Source organism: Microbacterium sp. BWT-B31, from assembly GCF_041379855.1.
Classification (GTDB): domain Bacteria; phylum Actinomycetota; class Actinomycetes; order Actinomycetales; family Microbacteriaceae; genus Microbacterium.
This window is the reverse complement of sequence record NZ_JBFECU010000003.1, coordinates 39,721-59,593: the sequence shown is the minus strand read 5'-3', so window position 1 is coordinate 59,593 and position 19,873 is coordinate 39,721. Positions and strand designations below refer to the sequence as shown.

Annotated in this window: 19 protein-coding genes; 17 read left to right on the top strand and 2 right to left on the bottom strand. The window is 70.6% G+C overall.

What is annotated here, in order from left to right; all coding sequences use genetic code 11:
* Positions 1–22: 22 nt before the first annotated feature.
* The 16 genes from thyX to dapF all read left to right on the top strand — a co-directional run bounded on the left by thyX (position 23) and on the right by dapF (position 15,563).
* Positions 23–772: an FAD-dependent thymidylate synthase gene (gene thyX, locus AB1K54_RS04585; protein WP_371201537.1), complete on the top strand. Its 750-nt coding sequence runs from the start codon at positions 23–25 to the stop codon at positions 770–772.
* Between the two features lie 16 nt (positions 773–788).
* Positions 789–1,547, top strand: a complete 759-nt coding sequence (locus AB1K54_RS04580) for an SDR family NAD(P)-dependent oxidoreductase (RefSeq protein ID WP_371201536.1) — start codon at positions 789–791, stop codon at positions 1,545–1,547.
* A gap of 42 nt (positions 1,548–1,589) precedes the next feature.
* Positions 1,590–2,567: a 4-hydroxy-tetrahydrodipicolinate synthase gene (gene dapA / locus AB1K54_RS04575; RefSeq protein WP_371201535.1), complete on the top strand. Its 978-nt coding sequence runs from the start codon at positions 1,590–1,592 to the stop codon at positions 2,565–2,567.
* Positions 2,568–2,640: 73 nt separating this feature from the next.
* Positions 2,641–4,317 carry a ribonuclease J gene (locus tag AB1K54_RS04570; RefSeq protein ID WP_371201534.1) on the top strand — a complete coding sequence of 559 codons (1,677 nt, stop codon included), beginning with the start codon at positions 2,641–2,643 and terminating at the stop codon, positions 4,315–4,317.
* 66 nt (positions 4,318–4,383) lie between these two features.
* On the top strand, positions 4,384–4,875 hold the full coding sequence (locus AB1K54_RS04565; RefSeq protein ID WP_371201533.1) for an N-acetyltransferase family protein: 492 nt from the start codon (positions 4,384–4,386) through the stop codon (positions 4,873–4,875).
* A 52-nt stretch (positions 4,876–4,927) separates the two neighbouring features.
* Positions 4,928–7,627, top strand: coding sequence for a DNA translocase FtsK 4TM domain-containing protein (locus AB1K54_RS04560; protein WP_371201532.1), 2,700 nt, complete (start codon positions 4,928–4,930; stop codon positions 7,625–7,627).
* Between the two features lie 39 nt (positions 7,628–7,666).
* A complete protein-coding gene (gene pgsA, locus AB1K54_RS04555) occupies positions 7,667–8,239 on the top strand; it encodes a CDP-diacylglycerol--glycerol-3-phosphate 3-phosphatidyltransferase (RefSeq protein WP_371201531.1) in 573 nt (190 codons plus the stop codon).
* Entirely contained in the window at positions 8,236–8,703 is a 468-nt protein-coding gene (locus tag AB1K54_RS04550; RefSeq protein WP_371201530.1) for a CinA family protein, read from the top strand. The genes pgsA and AB1K54_RS04550 overlap by 4 nt, the downstream gene beginning before the upstream one ends.
* 159 nt (positions 8,704–8,862) lie before the next feature.
* The gene (locus AB1K54_RS04545; RefSeq protein WP_371201529.1) at positions 8,863–9,171 is read left to right on the top strand and encodes a helix-turn-helix domain-containing protein; all 309 of its coding nucleotides are present in this window, start codon (positions 8,863–8,865) and stop codon (positions 9,169–9,171) included.
* Positions 9,172–9,223: 52 nt separating this feature from the next.
* The gene (locus AB1K54_RS04540; RefSeq protein WP_371201528.1) at positions 9,224–9,448 is read left to right on the top strand and encodes a DUF3046 domain-containing protein; all 225 of its coding nucleotides are present in this window, start codon (positions 9,224–9,226) and stop codon (positions 9,446–9,448) included.
* Between the two features lie 269 nt (positions 9,449–9,717).
* Positions 9,718–10,770: a recombinase RecA gene (gene recA, locus AB1K54_RS04535; RefSeq protein ID WP_371201527.1), complete on the top strand. Its 1,053-nt coding sequence runs from the start codon at positions 9,718–9,720 to the stop codon at positions 10,768–10,770.
* Complete coding sequence (locus tag AB1K54_RS04530; protein WP_371201526.1) at positions 10,770–11,453, top strand: regulatory protein RecX; 684 nt, start codon at positions 10,770–10,772, stop codon at positions 11,451–11,453. The genes recA and AB1K54_RS04530 overlap by 1 nt, the downstream gene beginning before the upstream one ends.
* An 82-nt stretch (positions 11,454–11,535) precedes the next feature.
* On the top strand, positions 11,536–13,086 hold the full coding sequence (miaB, locus tag AB1K54_RS04525; RefSeq protein WP_371201525.1) for a tRNA (N6-isopentenyl adenosine(37)-C2)-methylthiotransferase MiaB: 1,551 nt from the start codon (positions 11,536–11,538) through the stop codon (positions 13,084–13,086).
* 141 nt (positions 13,087–13,227) lie between these two features.
* A complete protein-coding gene (gene miaA, locus AB1K54_RS04520) occupies positions 13,228–14,142 on the top strand; it encodes a tRNA (adenosine(37)-N6)-dimethylallyltransferase MiaA (protein ID WP_371201524.1) in 915 nt (304 codons plus the stop codon).
* A 103-nt stretch (positions 14,143–14,245) separates the two neighbouring features.
* On the top strand, positions 14,246–14,671 hold the full coding sequence (locus tag AB1K54_RS04515; RefSeq protein WP_371201523.1) for a GNAT family acetyltransferase: 426 nt from the start codon (positions 14,246–14,248) through the stop codon (positions 14,669–14,671).
* A 25-nt stretch (positions 14,672–14,696) separates the two neighbouring features.
* On the top strand, positions 14,697–15,563 hold the full coding sequence (gene dapF / locus AB1K54_RS04510) for a diaminopimelate epimerase (protein WP_371201522.1): 867 nt from the start codon (positions 14,697–14,699) through the stop codon (positions 15,561–15,563).
* Positions 15,564–15,592: 29 nt separating this feature from the next.
* Here dapF and AB1K54_RS04505 read toward each other — a convergent pair whose 3' ends face one another.
* The gene (locus AB1K54_RS04505) at positions 15,593–16,237 is read right to left on the bottom strand and encodes a class I SAM-dependent methyltransferase (protein WP_371201521.1); all 645 of its coding nucleotides are present in this window, start codon (positions 16,235–16,237) and stop codon (positions 15,593–15,595) included.
* An 83-nt stretch (positions 16,238–16,320) separates the two neighbouring features.
* Between AB1K54_RS04505 and hflX the strand changes: the two genes are divergently transcribed.
* The gene (gene hflX, locus AB1K54_RS04500; protein ID WP_371201520.1) at positions 16,321–17,841 is read left to right on the top strand and encodes a GTPase HflX; all 1,521 of its coding nucleotides are present in this window, start codon (positions 16,321–16,323) and stop codon (positions 17,839–17,841) included.
* Between the two features lie 28 nt (positions 17,842–17,869).
* On the opposite strand, the gene AB1K54_RS04495 is transcribed toward hflX, so the two are convergent.
* Complete coding sequence (locus AB1K54_RS04495; RefSeq protein ID WP_371201519.1) at positions 17,870–19,798, bottom strand: prolyl oligopeptidase family serine peptidase; 1,929 nt, start codon at positions 19,796–19,798, stop codon at positions 17,870–17,872.
* Positions 19,799–19,873 lie beyond the last annotated feature (75 nt).

Below are 19,873 nucleotides of genomic sequence, written 5' to 3'. Positions count from 1 at the left end.
GGGCGCCGCTATCGTGGCACTCGTGACCGACTCCGACGCCATTCCCGAGCCCGAGATCGAGTTCCGCAGCGACGTGACCGTCGAGATCGTGCGCTCCAGCGCCGCGGACTCCGACGTCCTGTTCGCCGCCCGCGTGTCGACGATGGGGGAGCAGACCCTCGACGCAGCCGCGGCCGGCACCGAGGCATCCGCCCGCGACCGCGGACTCATCAACTACCTCATGCGCGACCGGCACGGCTCGCCCTTCGAGCACAACTCGATGACGTTCTACGTGCAGGCGCCGATCTTCGTGTTCCGCGAGTTCATGCGGCACCGCATCGCCTCGTACAACGAGGAGTCCGGGCGCTACCGCGAGCTGCGCCCGGTCTTCTACGTGCCGGCGCCCGAACGCAACCTCGTGCAGGTCGGCAAGCCCGGCGCCTACGAGTTCCTGCCGGGATCGCCCGAGCAGACGGCGCTCGTCGATGTCGCGACGAGGGATGCCTCGGCCTTCGCCTTCGCCGCGTATCAGCGCATGCTCGCCGCGGGCGTCGCGCGCGAGGTGGCTCGCATCGTACTGCCGCTCAACATCTACTCCTCGATGTACGTCACGATGAACGCGCGTGCGCTGATGAACTTCCTGTCGCTGCGCACGAAGGTCGAGGGGACGCACTTCCCGTCGTTCCCGCAGCGCGAGATCGAGATGTGCGCCGAGAAGATGGAGTCGGTCTGGAAGGGGCTCATGCCGCTCACCCACGCCGCCTTCAACGCCAACGGGCGCGTCGCGCCGTGACCCCGCACGCACCACGATGACGACAGCGCTCATCACCGGGGCGAGCTCCGGCATCGGCGAGGAGTTCGCCAGGCAGCTCGCCGCGCGCGGCGCCGACCTCGTGCTCGTGGCACGAGACCGCGAGGCGCTCGACGCGCTCGCGGCGCGGCTGGGCGCCGTGTACCGCGTGGACTGCGAGGTGCTCGTCGCGGACCTCGCGAAGCCGCGCCACGTCTCGAAGGTCGTCGACCGTCTCGTCGACCCCGACCGGCCGGTCGAGGTGCTCGTGAACAACGCGGGCTTCGGCCTGCCGCTGGCTTTCGAACGCAACGACATCCAGGACGAGGCGCGCCATCTCGCGGTCCACGTCGAGGCGCCCATGCGGCTCAGCCACGCGGCACTGGAGGGAATGCTCGCGCGCGGGCACGGCCGCATCGTCAACGTCGCCTCGGTCGCGGCGTTCATCCCGCGCTCGACGTACGGCGCGGTGAAGTCATGGGTGGTCAGCTTCAGCCGCTGGGCGAACGGCGCCTATCGTTCTCGCGGTGTCGTGGTCACCGCCGTGTGTCCGGGCTTCACCCACACCAACTTCCACGCGCGGCTCGGCCTGCCGCCCGGCCAGGAGGGGGTGCCCTCCTTCATGTGGCTCGACGCGTCCACGGTCGTCGGGCAGGCGCTGCGCGACTGCGCGCGGGGCAGGGCGGTGTCGATCCCGAGCCTGCGCTACGAGGTCATGGTCGCCGCCGCGCGACTTCTTCCGGGCCTTGCCACGCGCATCGCCCGGCGCGGACGCTGACGGCGGAGTCCGTGGCCCTCCCGAACCGATAACCTGAAAGACATGACGCACACGGGCAACCCCTTCGGTCAGGTGCTCGTCGCGCTCGTCACTCCGATGACGGCCGACGGCGAAGTCGACTGGCCCGCCGTCGAGAAGCACATCGACGACGTGATCCGAGGCGGAGCCGACGGCATCGTGGTGACCGGCACCACCGGCGAGACCTCGACCCTCACCGACGCCGAGAAGATCCGGCTGGTCGAGGTCGGCAAAGACGTGTCGGCGGGACGCGCCAAGATCGTCACCGGCGGCGGCTCGAACGAGACCGCGCACGCGATCGAGCTCTACAAGGCGAGCCAGAAGGCCGGCGCCGACGCGATCATGATCGTGACGCCGTACTACAACAAGCCGACGCAGGCAGGAATCCTCACGCACTTCCGGCTCGTCGCCGACGCGACCGATCTGCCGGTCATCCTCTACGACATCCCCGGCCGCACGGGCGTGCCCATCAAGTACGAGACGATCCTGCGCCTGGCCAAGCACCCCAACATCCTCGCGGTGAAAGACGCCAAGGGCGACTTCAGCGAGGTCAGCCGCGTGCTCAACCAGACCGACCTGATGTACTTCTCGGGCGACGACGCGAACGTGCTGCCGCATCTGTCGATCGGCGCGACGGGACTCATCGGGGTCACCGCGAACATCGCCGCAAAGCCCTACCGCGAGATCGTCGACGCGGTCAACGCGGGAGACCTCGCGCGCGCGACCGCGGCGCACAAGAAGCTCGAGCCGCTCGTGCGCGCCGTCATGACGCACGTGCCGGGCACGGTGTCGGCGAAGTACATCCTGCACGGCCTCGGCCGCATCACCAGCCCGCGCGTGCGCCTGCCCCTGGTCGGCCCCGAGGAATGGGAGGCCGCTGCCATCGAAGACGAACTCGCCCTCGTGCGCGAGGTTCCCGGTGTCGACTTCTCCAACTTCCGCCCGGACCGCAACGCCGCAGCCGGCGGCGCGCTGCCGAAGGTCTCGGGCACGACGAGATGACAACAGCGCGCCGGGCGCACATCACCCGGCAGTGAGGCGGATGCCGCGGCATCCGCTCTAAGGAAGGCGATCAATGCCCACCACCGTGTACGAACCGCCCACCCTCGAACCCGGCACGCTTCGCGTGACGCCTCTCGGCGGTCTCGGCGAGGTCGGACGCAATATGACCGTGTTCGAGTACGGCGGGAAGCTCCTGATCGTGGACTGCGGAGTGCTGTTCCCCGAGGAGCATCAGCCCGGGGTCGATCTGATCCTGCCGGACTTCGAGCCCATCAAGCACCGGCTCGACGACATCGTCGGGGTCGTGCTCACGCACGGCCACGAGGACCACATCGGTGCGGTGCCCTACCTGCTCAAGCTCAAGAGCGACATCCCGCTCATCGGCTCGGGGCTCACCCTCGCCCTCACCGAGGCGAAGCTCAAGGAGCACCGGATCAAGCCGTACAGCCTCACCGTCGCCGAGGGGCAGATCGAGAACGCCGGCCCGTTCGAGCTGGAGTTCGTCGCGGTGAACCACTCGATCCCCGACGCCCTCGCCGTGGCGATCCGCACGCCGGCGGGCACGGTCCTGGCCACCGGCGACTTCAAGATGGACCAGCTCCCGCTCGATGGGCGGCTCACAGACCTCCGCGCGTTCGCGCGGCTCGGCGAGGCGGGCGTCGACCTGTTCCTGGTCGACTCGACCAACGCCGACGTGCCCGGCTTCACGCCGCTCGAGCGCTCGATCGGCCCGGTGCTCGACCAGGTGATCGGCCAGGCGCCGCGCCGCGTGATCGTCGCGAGCTTCTCGAGCCACGTGCACCGCGTGCAGCAGGTGATCGACGCTGCCGCCGCGCACGGCCGCCGCGTGGCGTTCCTGGGCCGCAGCATGGTGCGCAATATGACGATCGCCGAGGATCTGGGCTACCTGCAGGTGCCCGAGGGCGTGCTGATCGACTACAAGAAGGCGCGCGACCTCCCCGAGGACCAGATCGTCTACATGTCGACCGGGTCGCAGGGCGAGCCCATGGCCGTGCTCAGCCGCATGGCCAACCTCGACCACGAGATCGAGCCCGGCCCGGGCGACACGGTCATCCTCGCGTCGAGCCTCATCCCCGGCAACGAGAACGCTGTGTACCGCGTGATCGACGGACTCACCAAGCACGGGGCCACCGTCGTGCACAAGGGCAACGCCAAGGTGCACGTGTCGGGCCACGCCGCCGCGGGAGAGCTGCTGTACTGCTACAACATCCTCAAGCCCCGCAACGTCCTGCCGGTGCACGGCGAGTACCGGCACCTGATGGCCAATGCGCGGCTGGCGCAGTCCACGGGCATCGACCCCGACCGCACGATCATCGCCGAGAACGGCACGGTGGTCGATCTTCGCGAGGGCGAGGCATCCGTCGTCGGCCAGCTCGACCTGGGCTTCGTGTACGTCGACGGGTCCACGGTGGGCGAGATCACCGAGGCCGACCTGAAAGACCGCCGCATCCTGGGGGAGGAGGGCTTCATCTCGGTCATCGTCGTCGTCGACGCGGCGACCGGCAAGGTCATCTCCGGCCCCGAGATCCACGCGCGCGGCTTCGCCGAGGACGACACGGTGTTCGAGAGCGTCAAGCCCAAGATCGCCGCGGCGCTCTCGGAGGCCGCCTTGGCGGGCGTGCGCGATCCGCATGCGCTGTCGCAGGTCGTGCGCCGCACGATCGGCCGATGGGTGAACCAGTCGCTGCGCCGGCGGCCGATGATCGTGCCGCTCGTCATCGAGGCGTAGCGGGCAGGGCGCGGACTCTGGGCGGCGCGAAACAGGCGCGTAACGTGCCGCCGGTATGGTTCGCGCATGTCGGTGTACCACCTTCGATCGGCCATGCCGGCCGACGGGGTCTTCCTCGGCGACATGGTCGTCGAGGCGGCGAACTGGCGTGCGGGCACCGCGCGCCCTCGGCACGAGGTGATGACGCATCCTGACCATGTGCGCTACGTCGCGGGCTGGATGCGCCCCGGCGACGCGGGGTTCGTGGCCGTCGACGAGCAGGGCGAGCCGATCGGCGCCGCCTGGTACCGGATGCTGCCGCGCAGCGATCCCGGATTCGGCTACGTGGGCACCGGGGTGCCGGAGCTCATCATCGGCGTGCGCCCGCTGTGGCGCGCGCACGGCGTAGGGCGTGCGCTGCTGCAGCGCCTCGACGACCACGCACGCGCGGCCGGCTACGCGCGCATCAGCCTGAGCGTCGAGCGCGGCAACTTCGCCACCACGCTGTATCGCAGCGAGGGCTTCGCGGTCACCCAGAGCGCGCCCGGCCGCGACACGATGGTCAAGCGTCTGCGCTGAGCCCGCCGCGTGGCAACCTCGCGATGTCGGCGGGGACGCCTACCGTGGAGGGATGGCCAGGAGCACCAGTCCGACCACGAATGGTCGCGCGCCCGCGAAAGGGTCGTCCGCGCGCGGGTCGAAACCCGCGGAATCCAAGCCCGCGGCATCGAAGCCGGCGGCGAAGCCCGCGCCGGCACCCAAGCGCTATGTGGGCGAGGCCGAGCGGCCGGCGCTGATCGTGCGCATGTGGCTGGGACTCGCGCACGCCACCGGCGGCCTCTTCCGCGCGTTCGGACCCGAGACCCTCGAAAAGGACCAGCGTCGCGACGGCTTCCCGTTCCTCCTGGTGCTGCTGGCGGTCGCCGGCGCCGTGGTGGAGTGGTTCTTCATCGGCTCCGAGATCGCCGCGACGGTCTCGGCCTACACGGCGGGCGCCCTCGTCGGGCGCGAGGCCTTCGTGCTGCCGGTGATGCTGATGCTGCTGGCCGGCTGGATGTTCCGGCATCCGTCCTCCGTGCACGACAACGGTCGCATCGGCATCGGGTTCGGCCTGCTCGTGGTCACGGTCGCCGGCTTCTGCCACGTCGCGGGCGGCCGTCCGCAGCCGGTCCAGGGCCTTCCCGCGCTCAGCCAGGCCGGGGGCCTGTTCGGCTGGATGATCGCCGAGCCCGTCGCGCTGCTGCTCACCGCCGTCGGCGCCTACATCGCGCTTTCGCTGATCGCCGCGCTCAGCATCCTGATTCTCACCAAGACCCCGCCCAACCGCATCGGCCGGCGCCTGGGCGAGCTGTACGACTGGATGTTCGGGGCCGAGGCCCGGCACGAGCAACCGGCTGCGGCCGAGTCCGCCGACGAGACCGATGACCCTTCGCTGCCCTGGTGGCGGCGCAACAAGACCGGTCGCGAGAAGGACGCAGACGGAGCGCTCGGCAGCCACGACCTCACCGAGCTGCTGCCGCCCGGGTCGTCGCAGGGCGGGTTCGAGCAGGCGATCGCGCCGCCGGCGACGGATGCCTCGACCGAGGTCATCGTGCCCATCGCGCCCCCGGTGCCCCGCGCGGCCAAGAACGCGACCTCTCTGCGGGACGACGTCGCCGACCCTCACGACGACGGCACTCTGCCGGGACTGTCCGGCCTCGGAGGAGAGGGCGCGCGCACGTCGCTGAACGCCCCGTATCACCTGCCGTCCGTCTCGGCCCTGGCCGCGGGCACACCGCACAAGGCGCGCTCGCAGGCCAACGACGACACGGTGCGCGCGATCACCCACGTGCTCGACCAGTTCCAGGTCGACGCGCGCGTGACCGGGTTCTCGCGCGGGCCGACCGTGACGCAGTACGAGATCGAGCTCGGGCTGGGCGTCAAGGTCGAGCGGATCACGGCGCTCACGAACAACATCGCCTACGCGGTCGCCTCCAACGAGGTGCGCATCCTCGCGCCGATCCCGGGCAAGAGCGCGATCGGTGTCGAGATCCCGAACGTCGACCGCGAGATCGTGACGCTCGGCGACGTGCTGCGATCCGACGCGGCCGTGCGGTCGACGCATCCGATGACCATCGGGGTCGGCAAGGACGTCGGCGGCGGCTTCGTCGTGGCGAATCTCGCGAAGATGCCGCACTTGCTGGTGGCCGGTTCGACGGGCTCGGGCAAGTCGAGCTTCGTGAACTCCATGATCACGAGCCTGCTCATGCGCTCGAAGCCCTCCGAGGTGCGCATGGTGCTGATCGACCCGAAGCGGGTCGAGCTGACGTCGTACGCAGGCGTGCCGCACCTCATCACCCCCATCATCACGAACCCCAAGAAGGCGGCCGAGGCGCTGCAATGGGTCGTGAAAGAGATGGACATGCGCTACGACGACCTCGCGTCGTTCGGCTTCCGCCACATCGACGACTTCAACCGCGCGGTCGTCGCCGGCGAGATTCAGGTCCCGACGGGCAGTGAGCGCGTGCTCAAGCCCTATCCCTACCTGCTCGTCGTGGTCGATGAGCTCGCGGACCTGATGCTGGTCGCGCCGCGCGACGTCGAGGAGTCGATCGTGCGCATCACGCAGCTGGCCCGGGCCAGCGGCATCCATCTGGTCCTGGCGACTCAGCGTCCGAGCGTCGACGTGGTGACCGGGCTCATCAAGGCGAACGTGCCGTCGCGTCTGGCGTTCGCGGTGACCAGCGTGACGGACTCGCGGGTCATCCTCGACCAGCCCGGCGCGGATCGGCTCATCGGCCAGGGCGACGGACTGTTCCTGCCGATGGGCGCGTCCAAGGCTGTGCGCGTGCAGGGCGCCTGGGTCAGCGAGATCGAGATCGAGCGGGTGGTCGCGCACGTCAAGGGCCAAGCGCTCCCCGAATACCGCCCCGACGTTCAGGCCGTCGCCGCCAAGAAAGAGGTCGACGCCGACATCGGCGACGATCTCGAACTGCTGCTGGCCGCGGCCGAGCTGGTGGTGTCATCGCAGTTCGGATCGACCTCCATGCTGCAGCGCAAGCTGCGCGTGGGCTTCGCGAAGGCCGGGCGCCTGATGGACCTCCTCGAGTCTCGCGAGATCGTCGGCCCGTCCGAGGGCTCGAAGGCGCGCGACGTGCTGGTGAGCGTGGAGCAGCTGCCGACGGTGCTGGGCCGGCTCCGCGGTGACGAGGTGCCCGCTGCGGTCGAGGCCGCGCCGAACGCCGCCGACGATCCCTACGGTGCGGATGCCGCCGACTCTCAGTTCGACGGGTATCCGATCGTCGAGACCGACGGCGACGAAGACGCGTGGGGGCTCACCGGCCGCGAGTGATCCCGAGTGGTGCTCGCCGCCTCCAATAGGCTCGGGTCCATGGCCATCCCCCGGCAGCTGCCGAACGCGATCACGATCGTGCGCATCCTCTGCGCACCGGTCTTCCTCTGGCTGCTGCTGGCGGATGCCGGGGCCGACGGGGCGCTGCGGTGGTGGGCCGCCGCCCTGTTCATCGTCGCCATCGCCACCGACGGCATCGACGGCTACCTCGCGCGAAGGTTCGAGATCGTCACCGACCTCGGCAAGCTCCTCGACCCGATCGCCGACAAGGTGCTCACCGGCTTCGCGTTCATCGGCCTTTCGATCCTGGGCGAGCTTCCCTGGTGGGTCACGGCCATCGTCCTGGTGCGTGAGGTCGGCATCACGGTGTACCGGTTCGTCGTGGTCAGCGATCACGTGCTCGCGGCGGCGTGGATGGGCAAGCTCAAGACGCTCATGCAAGGCGTCGCCCTCTCGTTCGCGCTGGCGCCGCTGTGGACGCTGGTCGGCGAGTGGATCTGGTGGGTGAACGGCATCACGATGGCGATCGCGGTCATCCTCACGATCGCCAGCGGCATCGACTACGTCGTGACCGAGGTGCGCGCCGGGCGGAAGAAGAAGGCCGGGCAGTGACGCGTCCGGTGGCGGCCGCCGTGCTCGCGGCGCTGGCCCACCGAGGCTGGACCGTCGCGGTGGCTGAGTCGCTCACCGGCGGGCTCGTCGCGTCGTCGCTGATCGACGTCCCGGGGGCGTCGGCGAGCGTCCGCGGGGGAGTGGTCGCCTATGCGACCGAGGTCAAGCGCCTCGTGCTGGGAGTGGATGCCGAACTGCTCGCCGCACGTGGCGCAGTGGACGGCGAGGTCGCGCTCCAGATGGCGGAGGGGGTGAGAAGCCTTCTTCGCGCCGACGTCGGCGTGGCGACGACGGGGGTCGCCGGGCCCGAGCCGCAGGACGGCCAGCCGGTCGGCACCGTGTGGATCGGGGTGGCGACGCCCGCGGGCGCCACGGCGAACCAGTTCCTCCTCGAGGGTGATCGCGCCGCGATCCGGCGCGAGTGCGCCGAGCGGGCCCTCGCCGAATGCCTGCTGCGGCTGTGAGAAGCGCGGCCACCGGACGGGAACAGATCGGGTTTCGGCTCGGTTACATTCGGCGATTCCCACCCATTCCACAGCGCACGGGATTAGATTGTCGTCAACCGGGTGCTGTACTGTTGTCCACCCGGACACGGTGGGATTGCATGTGAGGAGGGGACGAACATGATCCTTGTGCGACACGAGATCGGCGAAGTCCTGCGCGACTTCCGCCAGCAGAAGGGCCGTACCCTTCGTCAGGTGGCCAGCCGTGCGAGCGTCGCCCTGGGCTACCTCAGCGAGGTCGAGCGGGGTCAGAAAGAGGCGTCCAGCGAGATCCTCGCGTCCGTCGCCGAAGCCCTCGGCGTCCCCATCTCCACGATCATGCGCGAGGTCGGTGATCGCATCTCGGTTCTCGAGGGCATCCAGACCTTCCCCGACGTCGTTCCCGACGAGCTGATGGCCGAGGTCGGCCCCGAGCTGTCGCTGCGGTGAGGCGCGGCAACCCCTTCGTTTCGGATCCGAGGTCACAGGAGCCCGTGCGGCGATGCGCCTGAGTGAGTTCGACCGCGCCATGGCAGACCAGTTCGGTGCTGGCGCGGGTGCGGTGCGCACCGATCTGGCCCTCGCCGCGATGGGCGGACGCACCGCGGCGGAGGCGCTGGCGGCAGGCGTCGCCGCGCGCGACGTGTGGCTGGCCGTCTGCGACGAGATGGACGTGCCCGCCGAGCGGCGCTACGGCGTGGGGCGGCTCGAGCAGCGCCGGCACTGACGCTTCAGCCGATCCGTGGAGTTCTTCGGATGGTGACACGAGCGGCGTGTCGGACTCGAAGATCTGTTCGATGAGTCGATAGGCTCCTCCACAGCTGGTGTCGATCGGGTGTCTGTCCACAGATCGAGAGGGGCGTGATCCGGATGTCGGACCCCATCCCTACGGTGGAGAGCGTCCACGACACCAACCGCCTTGTCGCAGCATCCCTCCCGCCGTGGGCGGGGCGCGACAGCCTGCAGGCGACGGACCGCGATCAGAAGGAGCATCCCATGCCATCACCCGCCGACCGCGAGAAGGCCCTCGAATCGGCCCTCGCACAGATCGACCGGCAGTTCGGGAAGGGCTCGGTCATGCGGCTGGGCAGCGACGAGCGCGCCCCGGTCGAAGTCATCCCCACCGGTTCGATCGCGCTCGATGTCGCCCTCGGCGTCGGCGGTCTGCCGCGTGGCCGCATCATCGAGATCTACGGTCCGGAGTCGTCGGGCAAGACGACGCTCACGCTCCACGCGATCGCCAACGTGCAGCGCGCGGGGGGCATCGCCGCCTTCATCGACGCTGAGCACGCGCTCGACCCCGATTACGCGCAGAAGCTGGGCGTCGACATCGACCAGCTGCTCGTCTCGCAGCCCGACACCGGCGAGCAGGCGCTCGAGATCGCCGACATGCTCGTGCGCTCGGGGGCGATCGACCTCGTGGTCATCGACTCGGTCGCCGCCCTCGTGCCCAAGGCCGAGATCGAGGGCGAGATGGGCGACACCCACGTGGGTCTGCAGGCCCGCCTCATGTCGCAGGCGCTGCGCAAGCTCACGGGTGGTCTCAACCAGACGAAGACCACCGCGATCTTCATCAACCAGCTGCGCGAGAAGATCGGCGTGTTCTTCGGCTCGCCCGAGACAACCGCCGGCGGCAAGGCGCTCAAGTTCTATGCGTCGGTGCGCCTGGACATCCGCCGCATCGAGACCCTCAAAGACGGCGCCGAGTCCGTCGGCAACCGTACGCGCGTCAAGGTCGTCAAGAACAAGATGGCGCCGCCGTTCAAGCAGGCGGAGTTCGACATCCTCTTCGGCACGGGCATCTCGCGCGAGGGCAGCCTCATCGACTTCGGCGTCGAGCACGGCATCGTGAAGAAGTCGGGCTCGTGGTACACCTACGACGGCGAGCAGCTCGGGCAGGGCAAAGAGAACGCGCGCAACTTCCTGCTCAAGAACGAAGACGTCGCGGCCGACATCGAGTCGAAGATCAAGGAGAAGCTCGGCGTAGGAGTGGCACGTGTCGTCGAGGCGTCGACGGCAGACGAGCTGGCAGCACGCCGTCCGGCCTGATGGTCCGATTCACCGACAGCGAGAGCGAGCCGGACGCCGAGAGCGGCGACCGGCTCGCCCCCGTGATCCCGCTGTTCGTCGGCGCCCCGATCGCAGATGCCAGCCCGGGCGACCGGGACTGGCACGCGAAGGGAGGCACCGACCGATCGCGCGACGCCTCGAGTGATCCGGCATTCGCCGAGACGGATCGTGACGAGTTCGTCGAGCTCGCCGAGCGGGCGCTGCTCAAGAAGCTGCGCGCGCGCTCGCTCTCGTTCGCCGAGGCGCGATCCGCCCTGCGTCAGCATCAGCTGTCGCAGGGCGAGTCCGAGGCGCTCCTTCAGCGGCTCGAAGGGTTCGGCTACCTCGACGACGCGGCGCTTGCCGATCAGCTCGTGCACACCGCCGTCGATCGTCAGAACAAGGGGCGGCAGGCGATCGCGCAGGTGCTGGCCAAGCGCGGCATCCCGCGCGACATCGCAGACGCCGCGCTGGCGACGCTGCCCGACGACGACGCCGAACGCGCGCTCGAATTCGCCCGGGGCAAGGCGAGGTCGCTGCGCGCGCTCGATCGCGACACCGCACTGCGTCGCCTCGTGGGGCAACTGGCCCGGCGCGGGTACGGGGGCTCTGCGGCGCTCACCGCGGCGCGCACAGCACTCGATGAGGCGGCGGCGCCGTCGCACGGCGTGCGGTTTGACTGACCGGCGCCGCACAGCGAGGTCTCGGGTGGTCGTGCGGCACGGGGCCGGGCTCACAGCACCGGCTCGTAGAATGGCTGACATCATGACCTCCCCGTCCAGCACCCCGACGCTCATCTCGCCCTCCCAGGCGGCGGTCGGCGCCGACGGCCGCGTGCGCACGTACGAGGTGCGCACTTTCGGCTGCCAGATGAACGTCCACGACTCGGAGCGCCTCTCCGGTTCCCTCGAGAGCGCCGGTTACGTGCGCGCAGACGACGGCGAAGAGGCCGACATCGTCGTGATCAACACGTGTGCCGTCCGCGACAATGCCGCCGGCAAGCTGTACGGCACGCTCGGGCACCTCAAGGCGCGCAAAGACAAGCACGAGGGCATGCAGATCGCCGTCGGCGGCTGCCTCGCCCAGATGGACAAGCAGACCGTCCTCGACAAGGCGCCGTGGGTCGACGTCGTGTTCGGCACGCACAACATGGGGTCCCTCCCGAGCCTGCTCGAACGCGCCCGTCACAACGAAGAGGCCGAACTCGAGATCCTCGAGGCACTCGAGGTCTTCCCGTCCACGCTGCCGACGAAACGCGACTCGATCTACAGCGGCTGGGTGTCGATCTCGGTCGGCTGCAACAACACCTGCACGTTCTGCATCGTGCCGCACCTGCGCGGCAAAGAGAAGGATCGCCGCCCCGGCGACATCCTGAACGAGGTCCGGCTGCTCGTCGACGACGGCGCCGTCGAGGTCACGCTGCTCGGCCAGAACGTGAACTCCTACGGTGTCGAGTTCGGCGACCGCCAGGCGTTCGGCAAGCTCCTGCGCGCCGCCGGCCAGATCGAGGGGCTCGAGCGCATCCGCTTCACCAGCCCCCACCCCGCCGCCTTCACCGACGATGTGATCGACGCGATGGCCGAGACCCCGTCGGTTATGCCGCAGCTGCACATGCCCCTGCAGTCCGGCAGCGACCGAATCCTCAAGGCGATGCGCCGCTCGTATCGCAGCGACAGGTTCCTGGGCATCCTCGACCGCGTGCGCGCGAAGATCCCGCACGCGGCGATCACGACCGACATCATCGTGGGCTTCCCCGGCGAGACCGACGAAGATTTCGAAGAGACGATGCGCGTCGTCGAGCAGGCCCGGTTCGCGAGCGCCTTCACGTTCCAGTACTCGATCCGCGAGGGGACTCCGGCTGCGACGATGGCCGACCAGGTGCCCAAGTCCGTCGTGCAGGAGCGCTACAACCGGCTGGTCGCGCTGCAGGACCGCATCTCGCTCGAAGAGAACCAGCGTCAGCTCGGGCGCACGCTCGAAGTGCTCGTGTCGACCGGCGAGGGCAAGAAAGACGCCGCGACGCACCGTCTGACCGGACGCGCCGAAGACAACCGGCTGGTGCACTTCGAGGTTCCGGCGGGAAGCGACCTTCCGCGCCCCGGTGACGTGGTGAGCGTGGTGGTCACGCACGCCGCGCCCTTCCACCTCCTCGCGGACTCGCCCGACGGAGCGCCCCTGCGCATCCGCCGCACGCGCGCCGGCGACGCGTGGGACCGTTCGCAGGCCGAGTCGTGCGCCATTCCGGCGCCCGCCGGCGAGGCCGGTGCGGCGCGCTCGGTGTCGCTGGGGCTTCCGACGCTCCGCATCGGCGGGTAACGCTCGTCCGATGGCATCCGCAGCGCCGTCGCCCGCACCCCCTCGCCTCACGAGCGCGCCACTTCGGTGCGAGCGCTGCGCTTCTTTCCGCAGCGGTCGCATCAGACTGCAGCGCTCGCAGCGAGCACGACGGAGCGGGCGATGACCGGGCCGCGGCTGTGGGCGGTGGTCGGCGCCACCGGCACCGGAAAGACCGCGCTGTCGCTCGACCTCGCCGAGGCGCTCGCCGCGAGCGGGCGACCGGCCGAGATCGTCAACGCCGACGCGATGCAGCTGTACCGCGGCATGGACATCGGCACCGCGAAGCTCCCCGAGGGCGAGAGGCGAGGCATCCGTCATCATCTTCTCGACGTGCTCGACGTGACCGACGAGGCGGCCGTCGCCTGGTATCAGAATGCCGCGCGCGGCGCGATCGCAGGCATCCACGCGCGCGGGGCCGATGCGATCCTCGTCGGAGGCTCGGGGCTGTACGTGTCGAGTGTGATCTACGACTTCCGCTTCCCGCCGCACGATGACGCGCTGCGCGCGCGGCTCGAGGCGGAGCTTGCCGCGGACGGCCCCGGAGTGCTGTTCGCGCGGCTGCGCGAGCTGGACGCGCGCACCGCCGAGCGCATCGACCCGCGCAACGGGCGTCGGATCGTGCGCGCCCTCGAGGTGCTCGCACAGGGTGAGGCGACGCACGGCGCGGCGCTTCCGGACCAGCCCTCGCTGTGGCATCCGTCCACCCGACTCGTCGGGGTGCAGGTGCCGCGCGACGAGCTCGTTGCCAGACTCGACGCACGCGTCGAAGGCATGTGGCGCGACGGCCTCGTCGACGAGGTCGCGCGGCTGCGCGCGGCAGGGCTCGAGCGCGGGGTCACCGCGCGCCGCGCCATCGGCTACGCGCAGGCTCTCGCGCAGCTGGGCGGCCAGAAGAGCGAGGCCGAGGCGATCTCCGAGACCCAGGCGCTGACGCGGCGGTACGCCCGGCGGCAGGTGTCGTGGTTCCGCCGATACGCCAGTCTGCGCTGGGTCGAGCCGGGCACGGTGCCCGCGCTCGCGCTGGACGGCGCCTGAGCCCTGCGACCCGCGGCCGCCGCGCTTCCGGCGCGTATTGCCGCCTGCGCACCCGGGTCTTGCCGTGCATGGCGGCGGCCGCTCGCCTGGCAGACTCGGGTGGGTGAGCATCGGCATCCGCACCTTCGACCGCTCCGACTCCGACGCGGTCATCGCGCTGTGGCACGCGAGCGGGCTCACGCGGCCGTGGAACGACCCGCACAAGGACATCGAGCGCAAGCTCGCGGTGCAGCCGGAGCTGTTCCTCGTCGCGCACGACGCGGAAACGGTCGTCGGCTCGGTGATGGCCGGCTACGACGGGCATCGGGGCTGGCTCTACTACCTCGCGAGCGACCCGGGCCGCCGGGGCGAGGGCATCGCGCGCCGGCTCGTCGCCGAGGCGGAGCATCGCCTGCAGGCGATGGGATGCCCCAAGGTGCAGCTCATGGTGAGGCCCGAGAACCACGCGGCGCGCGGGTTCTACGACGCGCTCGGGTACGAGCCTTTCGACACGTGGGCCACGGGCAAGCGCCTGATCGCGGACGAGTAGCCGGCGGCGTCCGTAGGATTGGAGGATGCCCCGCACCATCGCGTTCACCAAGGGTCACGGCACCGGGAACGACTTCGTGATCGTCGCCGACCCGGACGCCGAGATCGACCTCACCGAGGATCAGGTCGCCGTGCTGTGCGACCGGCGCTTCGGGATCGGCGCGGACGGCATCCTGCGCGTGGTGCGCTCCGCGCGCACCGCCGAGGGCGCCGCGACACCGGCCGCGGAATGGTTCATGGACTACCGCAACGCGGACGGCACCAAGGCCGAGATGTGCGGCAACGGCGTGCGCGTGTTCGTGCGGTACCTGCTCAAGGCGGGTCTTGCGACCCTCGCGCCGGGGGAGTCCCTCGCGATCGGCACGCGCGCCGGTGTGAAGACGGTGACCCTGTCCGAGGACGGCTTCGAGGTCGACCTGGGGCTGTGGCGGCGCGAGCCCGACGTGCTCGTGCGGGCGCGCGGACTCGATGTGGCGCGCCCGGGTCAGGGCATCGACGTCGGCAATCCGCACGTGGTCGTCGCCCTCGGCTCGCTCGCCGAGCTCGAGGCGCTCGATCTGCTCGCCCAGCCGATCCTCGACCCCGTGCCGCCGCATGGCGCGAACGTCGAGTTCGTCGTGCCGAGCGATCCGCTGGTGCGGGGCGCCGTCGGGTCGGTGCGCATGCGCGTGTTCGAGCGCGGCGTCGGTGAGACCCTCAGCTGCGGCACGGGCGTGGCCGCGGCGGCGCTCGCGGTGCGCTACTGGGCGGGCGATGGCGCCCCCGACCGGTGGAGCGTCGAGGTGCCCGGCGGCACGCTGGGCGTGCGCGTCCGCCGCGATGCCGACGGCGAGCACGTGCTGTTGTCGGGTCCCGCGTCGCTGGTGTTCTCGGGCGAGTTCTCGCTCGCCTGACGCGCGAGCGCGCACCCGCGCGAGGTCACTCAGCCGATGACGTCGACCGGATCGGTCGGGGGCACACCGTGGCGGCGCACCTTGATGACGCGGAAGCCGCGACCGGTCGCCGCCCGCGACACGGAGTAGCCGTGCTCGAACGTCGCCGCGAGCCAGCGCTGCAGCGAGTCGGAGCCGAGATTGCGCTGTACGACGAACCATCCGTCGCTGCGTTCGGCCAGGCGCGGGATCCAGCGTTCGAGCATGCCGTGCAGTTCGTTCTTGCCCACGCGGATGGGCGGGTTGGAGCGGATCGTGCGGAACTCGACGTGGTCGGGAACACCGTTCGGCTGCACGGCGTTGACGTTGCTGAGCCCGAGAGCCTCGGCGTTGCGCCTGACGAGGTCCAGTGCCCGCTCGTTGACGTCGACCGCCCACACGGTCGCGTGCGGGGACTGGAGCGCGAGGGTCAGCGAGATCGGCCCCCACCCCGCACCGAGGTCGAGGAAGTTGCCGCTCTGCGGTGGCGCGGGAGTGTTCGCGAGCAGGACGCCCGTTCCGGAATCGATGTGGTCGGGGCTGAAGACCCCGCCCGCGGTCGTGACCTCGACATCGCGTCCGGCGAGGACGACGCGGATCCGACGCAGATTCTCGGCACTCGCCGGCGACGCACTGAAGTAGTGATCGCTCTGCATGCGCATGAGCGTAGCGGGTCGTCTCTCACCCGGGGAGGCTAGAGTTTACGGATGCCGCGGCTGTGGCACCCCGAAAGGAACGAATGACCGACACCACCACGCCCCGTGCCACCGAAGAGGCGCAGGTCGACCCCGTCGACCGCGTGCTCGCGCACGCCGAGCCCCGGTCGGGTGTGCGGCTGTTCGGTGCCGCGCAGGCGCTGCAGGACTCGGCGACGGCTGCGGGCGCCGACACCGACGGCGAGCAGTGGGATCGCGAGGAGCGCGCGGCGCTGCGCCGCGTGCCGGGGCTTTCGACCGAGCTCGAGGATGTCACCGAGGTCGAGTACAGGCAGCTGCGGCTCGAGAACGTCGTGCTCGTCGGGGTGCACCCGCAGGGTGCGCAGGATGACGCCGAGAACTCGCTGCGAGAGCTTGCCGCCCTGGCCGAGACGGCGGGCGCGGTCGTGCTCGACGCGGTGCTGCAGCGGCGCCCGCATCCGGATCCTGCGACCTACATCGGCCGAGGCAAGGCCCAGGAGCTGAAGGACATCGTCGCGGCCGTCGGCGCCGACACCGTGATCGCCGACACCGAGCTCGCTCCCAGCCAGCGCCGTGCGCTCGAGGACGTCGTGAAGGTCAAGGTCATCGACCGCACCACCGTGATCCTCGACATCTTCAGTCAGCACGCCAAGAGCCGCGAGGGCAAGGCGCAGGTCGAGCTCGCGCAGCTCGAGTACCTTCTGCCGCGTCTGCGCGGCTGGGGCGACTCGATGAGCCGGCAGGCCGGTGGCCAGGTGGGCGCCGGCGGCGCGGGCATGGGTTCGCGCGGTCCCGGTGAGACCAAGATCGAGCTCGACCGCCGCCGCATCCGCACGAAGATGGCCCAGCTGCGCAAGCAGATCCGTGACTTCGCGCCCGCCCGCGACGCCAAGCGCGCCGAGCGCAAGCGCAACACGATCCCGTCGGTGGCGATCGCCGGGTACACGAACGCGGGCAAGTCGAGCCTGCTGAACCGCCTCACGAGCGCGGGCGTGCTGGTGGAGAACGCGCTGTTCGCGACGCTGGATGCCACGGTGCGGCGCTCTGAGACCTCCGACGGCCGCGTCTACACGCTGACCGACACGGTCGGGTTCGTCAGGAACCTTCCGCACCAGCTGGTCGAGGCGTTCCGCTCGACGCTCGAGGAGGTCGGCGAAGCCGATGTGATCATCCACGTCGTCGACGCGGCGCATCCTGATCCGGCCGCCCAGCTCGCCACGGTGCGCGACGTGATCGGCGACGTGGGCGCGCGCGGCATTCCCGAGATCGTGGTGTTCAACAAGGCCGACCTCGTCGACGACGACACGCGTCTGGTGCTGCGCGGGCTGGAGCCTGCCGCGCTTTTCGCGTCGTCGCGCTCCGGCGAGGGGATCGAGCAGCTTCGCGCCGAGATCGAGCGCACGCTTCCGCTGCCCGAGGTCGAGGTGCGGGCGCTGGTCCCGTACAACCGCGGGGATCTCGTCTCTGCCGTGCACGAGCACGGCATCATCCTGTCGCAGGAGCACGAGGAGGACGGCACCGCGCTGCACGTGCGCGTCGGTCAGAACCTCGCGGCGAGGCTCGCGCCCTTCGCGCGCGGCTGAGGTGCCGGCCCTGCCCTCGGGCTGACCGTCAGCTGAGCTCGACGCGCTCGACTCCGGGCGGGTCGAATCCCAGGACCTGGCCGAGAAAGCTCAGCTCGGCCTCGAGCGTTGCCACGATCGTCTCGGCGCGCCGGAACCCGTGCCCCTCGCCCTCGAACGTGAGGTAGGCGTGCGCGACGCCGTTCTCGGCGAGGGCGTCGCGCACCGCCTCGGACTGCGACGGGGGAACGACGAGGTCGTCGAGGCCCTGCTCGATGAGCAGGGGCGTCGTGAGCCGCTCGAGGCGCGACAGCGGTGAGCGCTCGACGTACAGCGCCTCGGCCTGGGGCAGGGGCCCCACCATGCCGTCGAGGTAGCGGGCCTCGAAGTCGTGCGTGTCTTCGGCCAGCCGCCGGAGGTCGGCGACCCCGTAGCGGCTGATGCCGGCGGCGAACGCGTCCGTCCCGGTGAGCGCGCACAGCACCGTCCAGCCGCCCGCCGAGCCGCCCGCGATCGCGATGCGGGCGGGATCGGCGAGGCCCTGGGCGCCGAGCCCTCGTGCCGCCGCCGCGACATCGTCGACGTCGACGACCCCCCACTGTCCGCGCAGTCTTTCGCGGTACTCCCGCCCGTAGCCGGTCGAGCCGCCGTAGTTGACGTCGAGCACGCCGATGCCGCGGCTGGTGAGATACGCGATCTTGGCGGATGCCGCGCCCCCGACGTGCGAGGTCGGCCCGCCGTGGACGAACACGACGTAGGGGGGCAGTTCGCCCTCGGGAGCGCTGGCGATCGGGTTCGTAGGGGGATAGGCGAACGCGTGCACCGGGCCGCGCGGCCCCTCGTAGGTCACGGGGCGGGGACGGGGCATCCATTCGACACCCCACGGCGATTCGCCCCCGCGCACCGTGTCGATGCGCTCGGGATGGTCGGCGTCGAGCAACCATAGGCCGCTCGGGGTGGTGGGACCCGATCCCGACACGAGGATGCGGGTGCCCGCGGTGTGCTCGACGGTGACGCCCGCCGTCGCCGGGGAAGGGAGCGTCTGGGCGTCACCGGTGGCCGGATCGACGACGACCAGTTCGTCGCGGCCGTTCGTGCGCACGGCGGCTATGCGGCCGTCGCCGAGCAGGCCGTACCAGCGCGCGCCGAGCGACCACAGCGCGCCGCCGGTGTCGGCGTCTGCGGGCGCGACCGGGGCGTGGGCCAGTTCGGCGTCCAGGCGCATGCGCCATAGGTTCCAGCGGCCGGTCGGGTCGTCGAGGTACACGAGGTCGTCGGCGTCGAGCCAGGCCGGCTGCAGGGGCGCGGTCGCCGCGGAGGCAGAGACGGTCGTCCACTCGACGACCGTGCCCGCCTCGATGCGGCCCACACGCAGCTCGGTGCGGTCCCAGGGCATGTCGGGGTGGTTCCACGCGACCCAGGCGAGGTGCCGACCGCCGGGTGAGAGCGCGGGCTGGGCGAGGAAGTGGCTGTCGGCGGTGAGGTCGGTCACGTTCCAGCGCTCGCCGGTGGCGATCGCGACGAGGTCGCGACGCGGGATGCCGGCATTCTGATGCACCTCGCGCACCGCGATGAGCAGCCCGCCCTGCCAGGTCAGCCCCCCGTACCGGGTGTCGTCGTCGGGGGGAGTGAGCGCACGCGGGGCGCCGCCGGGCGGCAGCGCCCACACGCGTTGCGAGTCCTTGTCGACGAACGCGAGGCGTCCGCGATCGATCGCCGTCCACGCGCCTCCGCCGTACTCGTGCACGCGTGAGCGTGCGCTCCACGGGGCGGGGAGCAGTTCCTGCATCTCACCGGACGCGAGGCGGCGCCGCACGGTCGTGCGCCCGCCCTCCGCCGGGACGGTCTCGCCCCACCACACCTCTTCGCCGCCGTCGTGATCCCGCACGAGCAGTGCGCCTTCGATGCGCGGCGAGGCGGCGGCGACCGAGGCGGCCGTGACCGGCGATGGCCAGGTTCCGTAGGGGAGCGTCTCCACAAGAGACCAACCTACGACGCCCGGACGCCCCCCGTCGCAGCCAGGCGAAATGCATACCTTGGGTCGATGTCGATG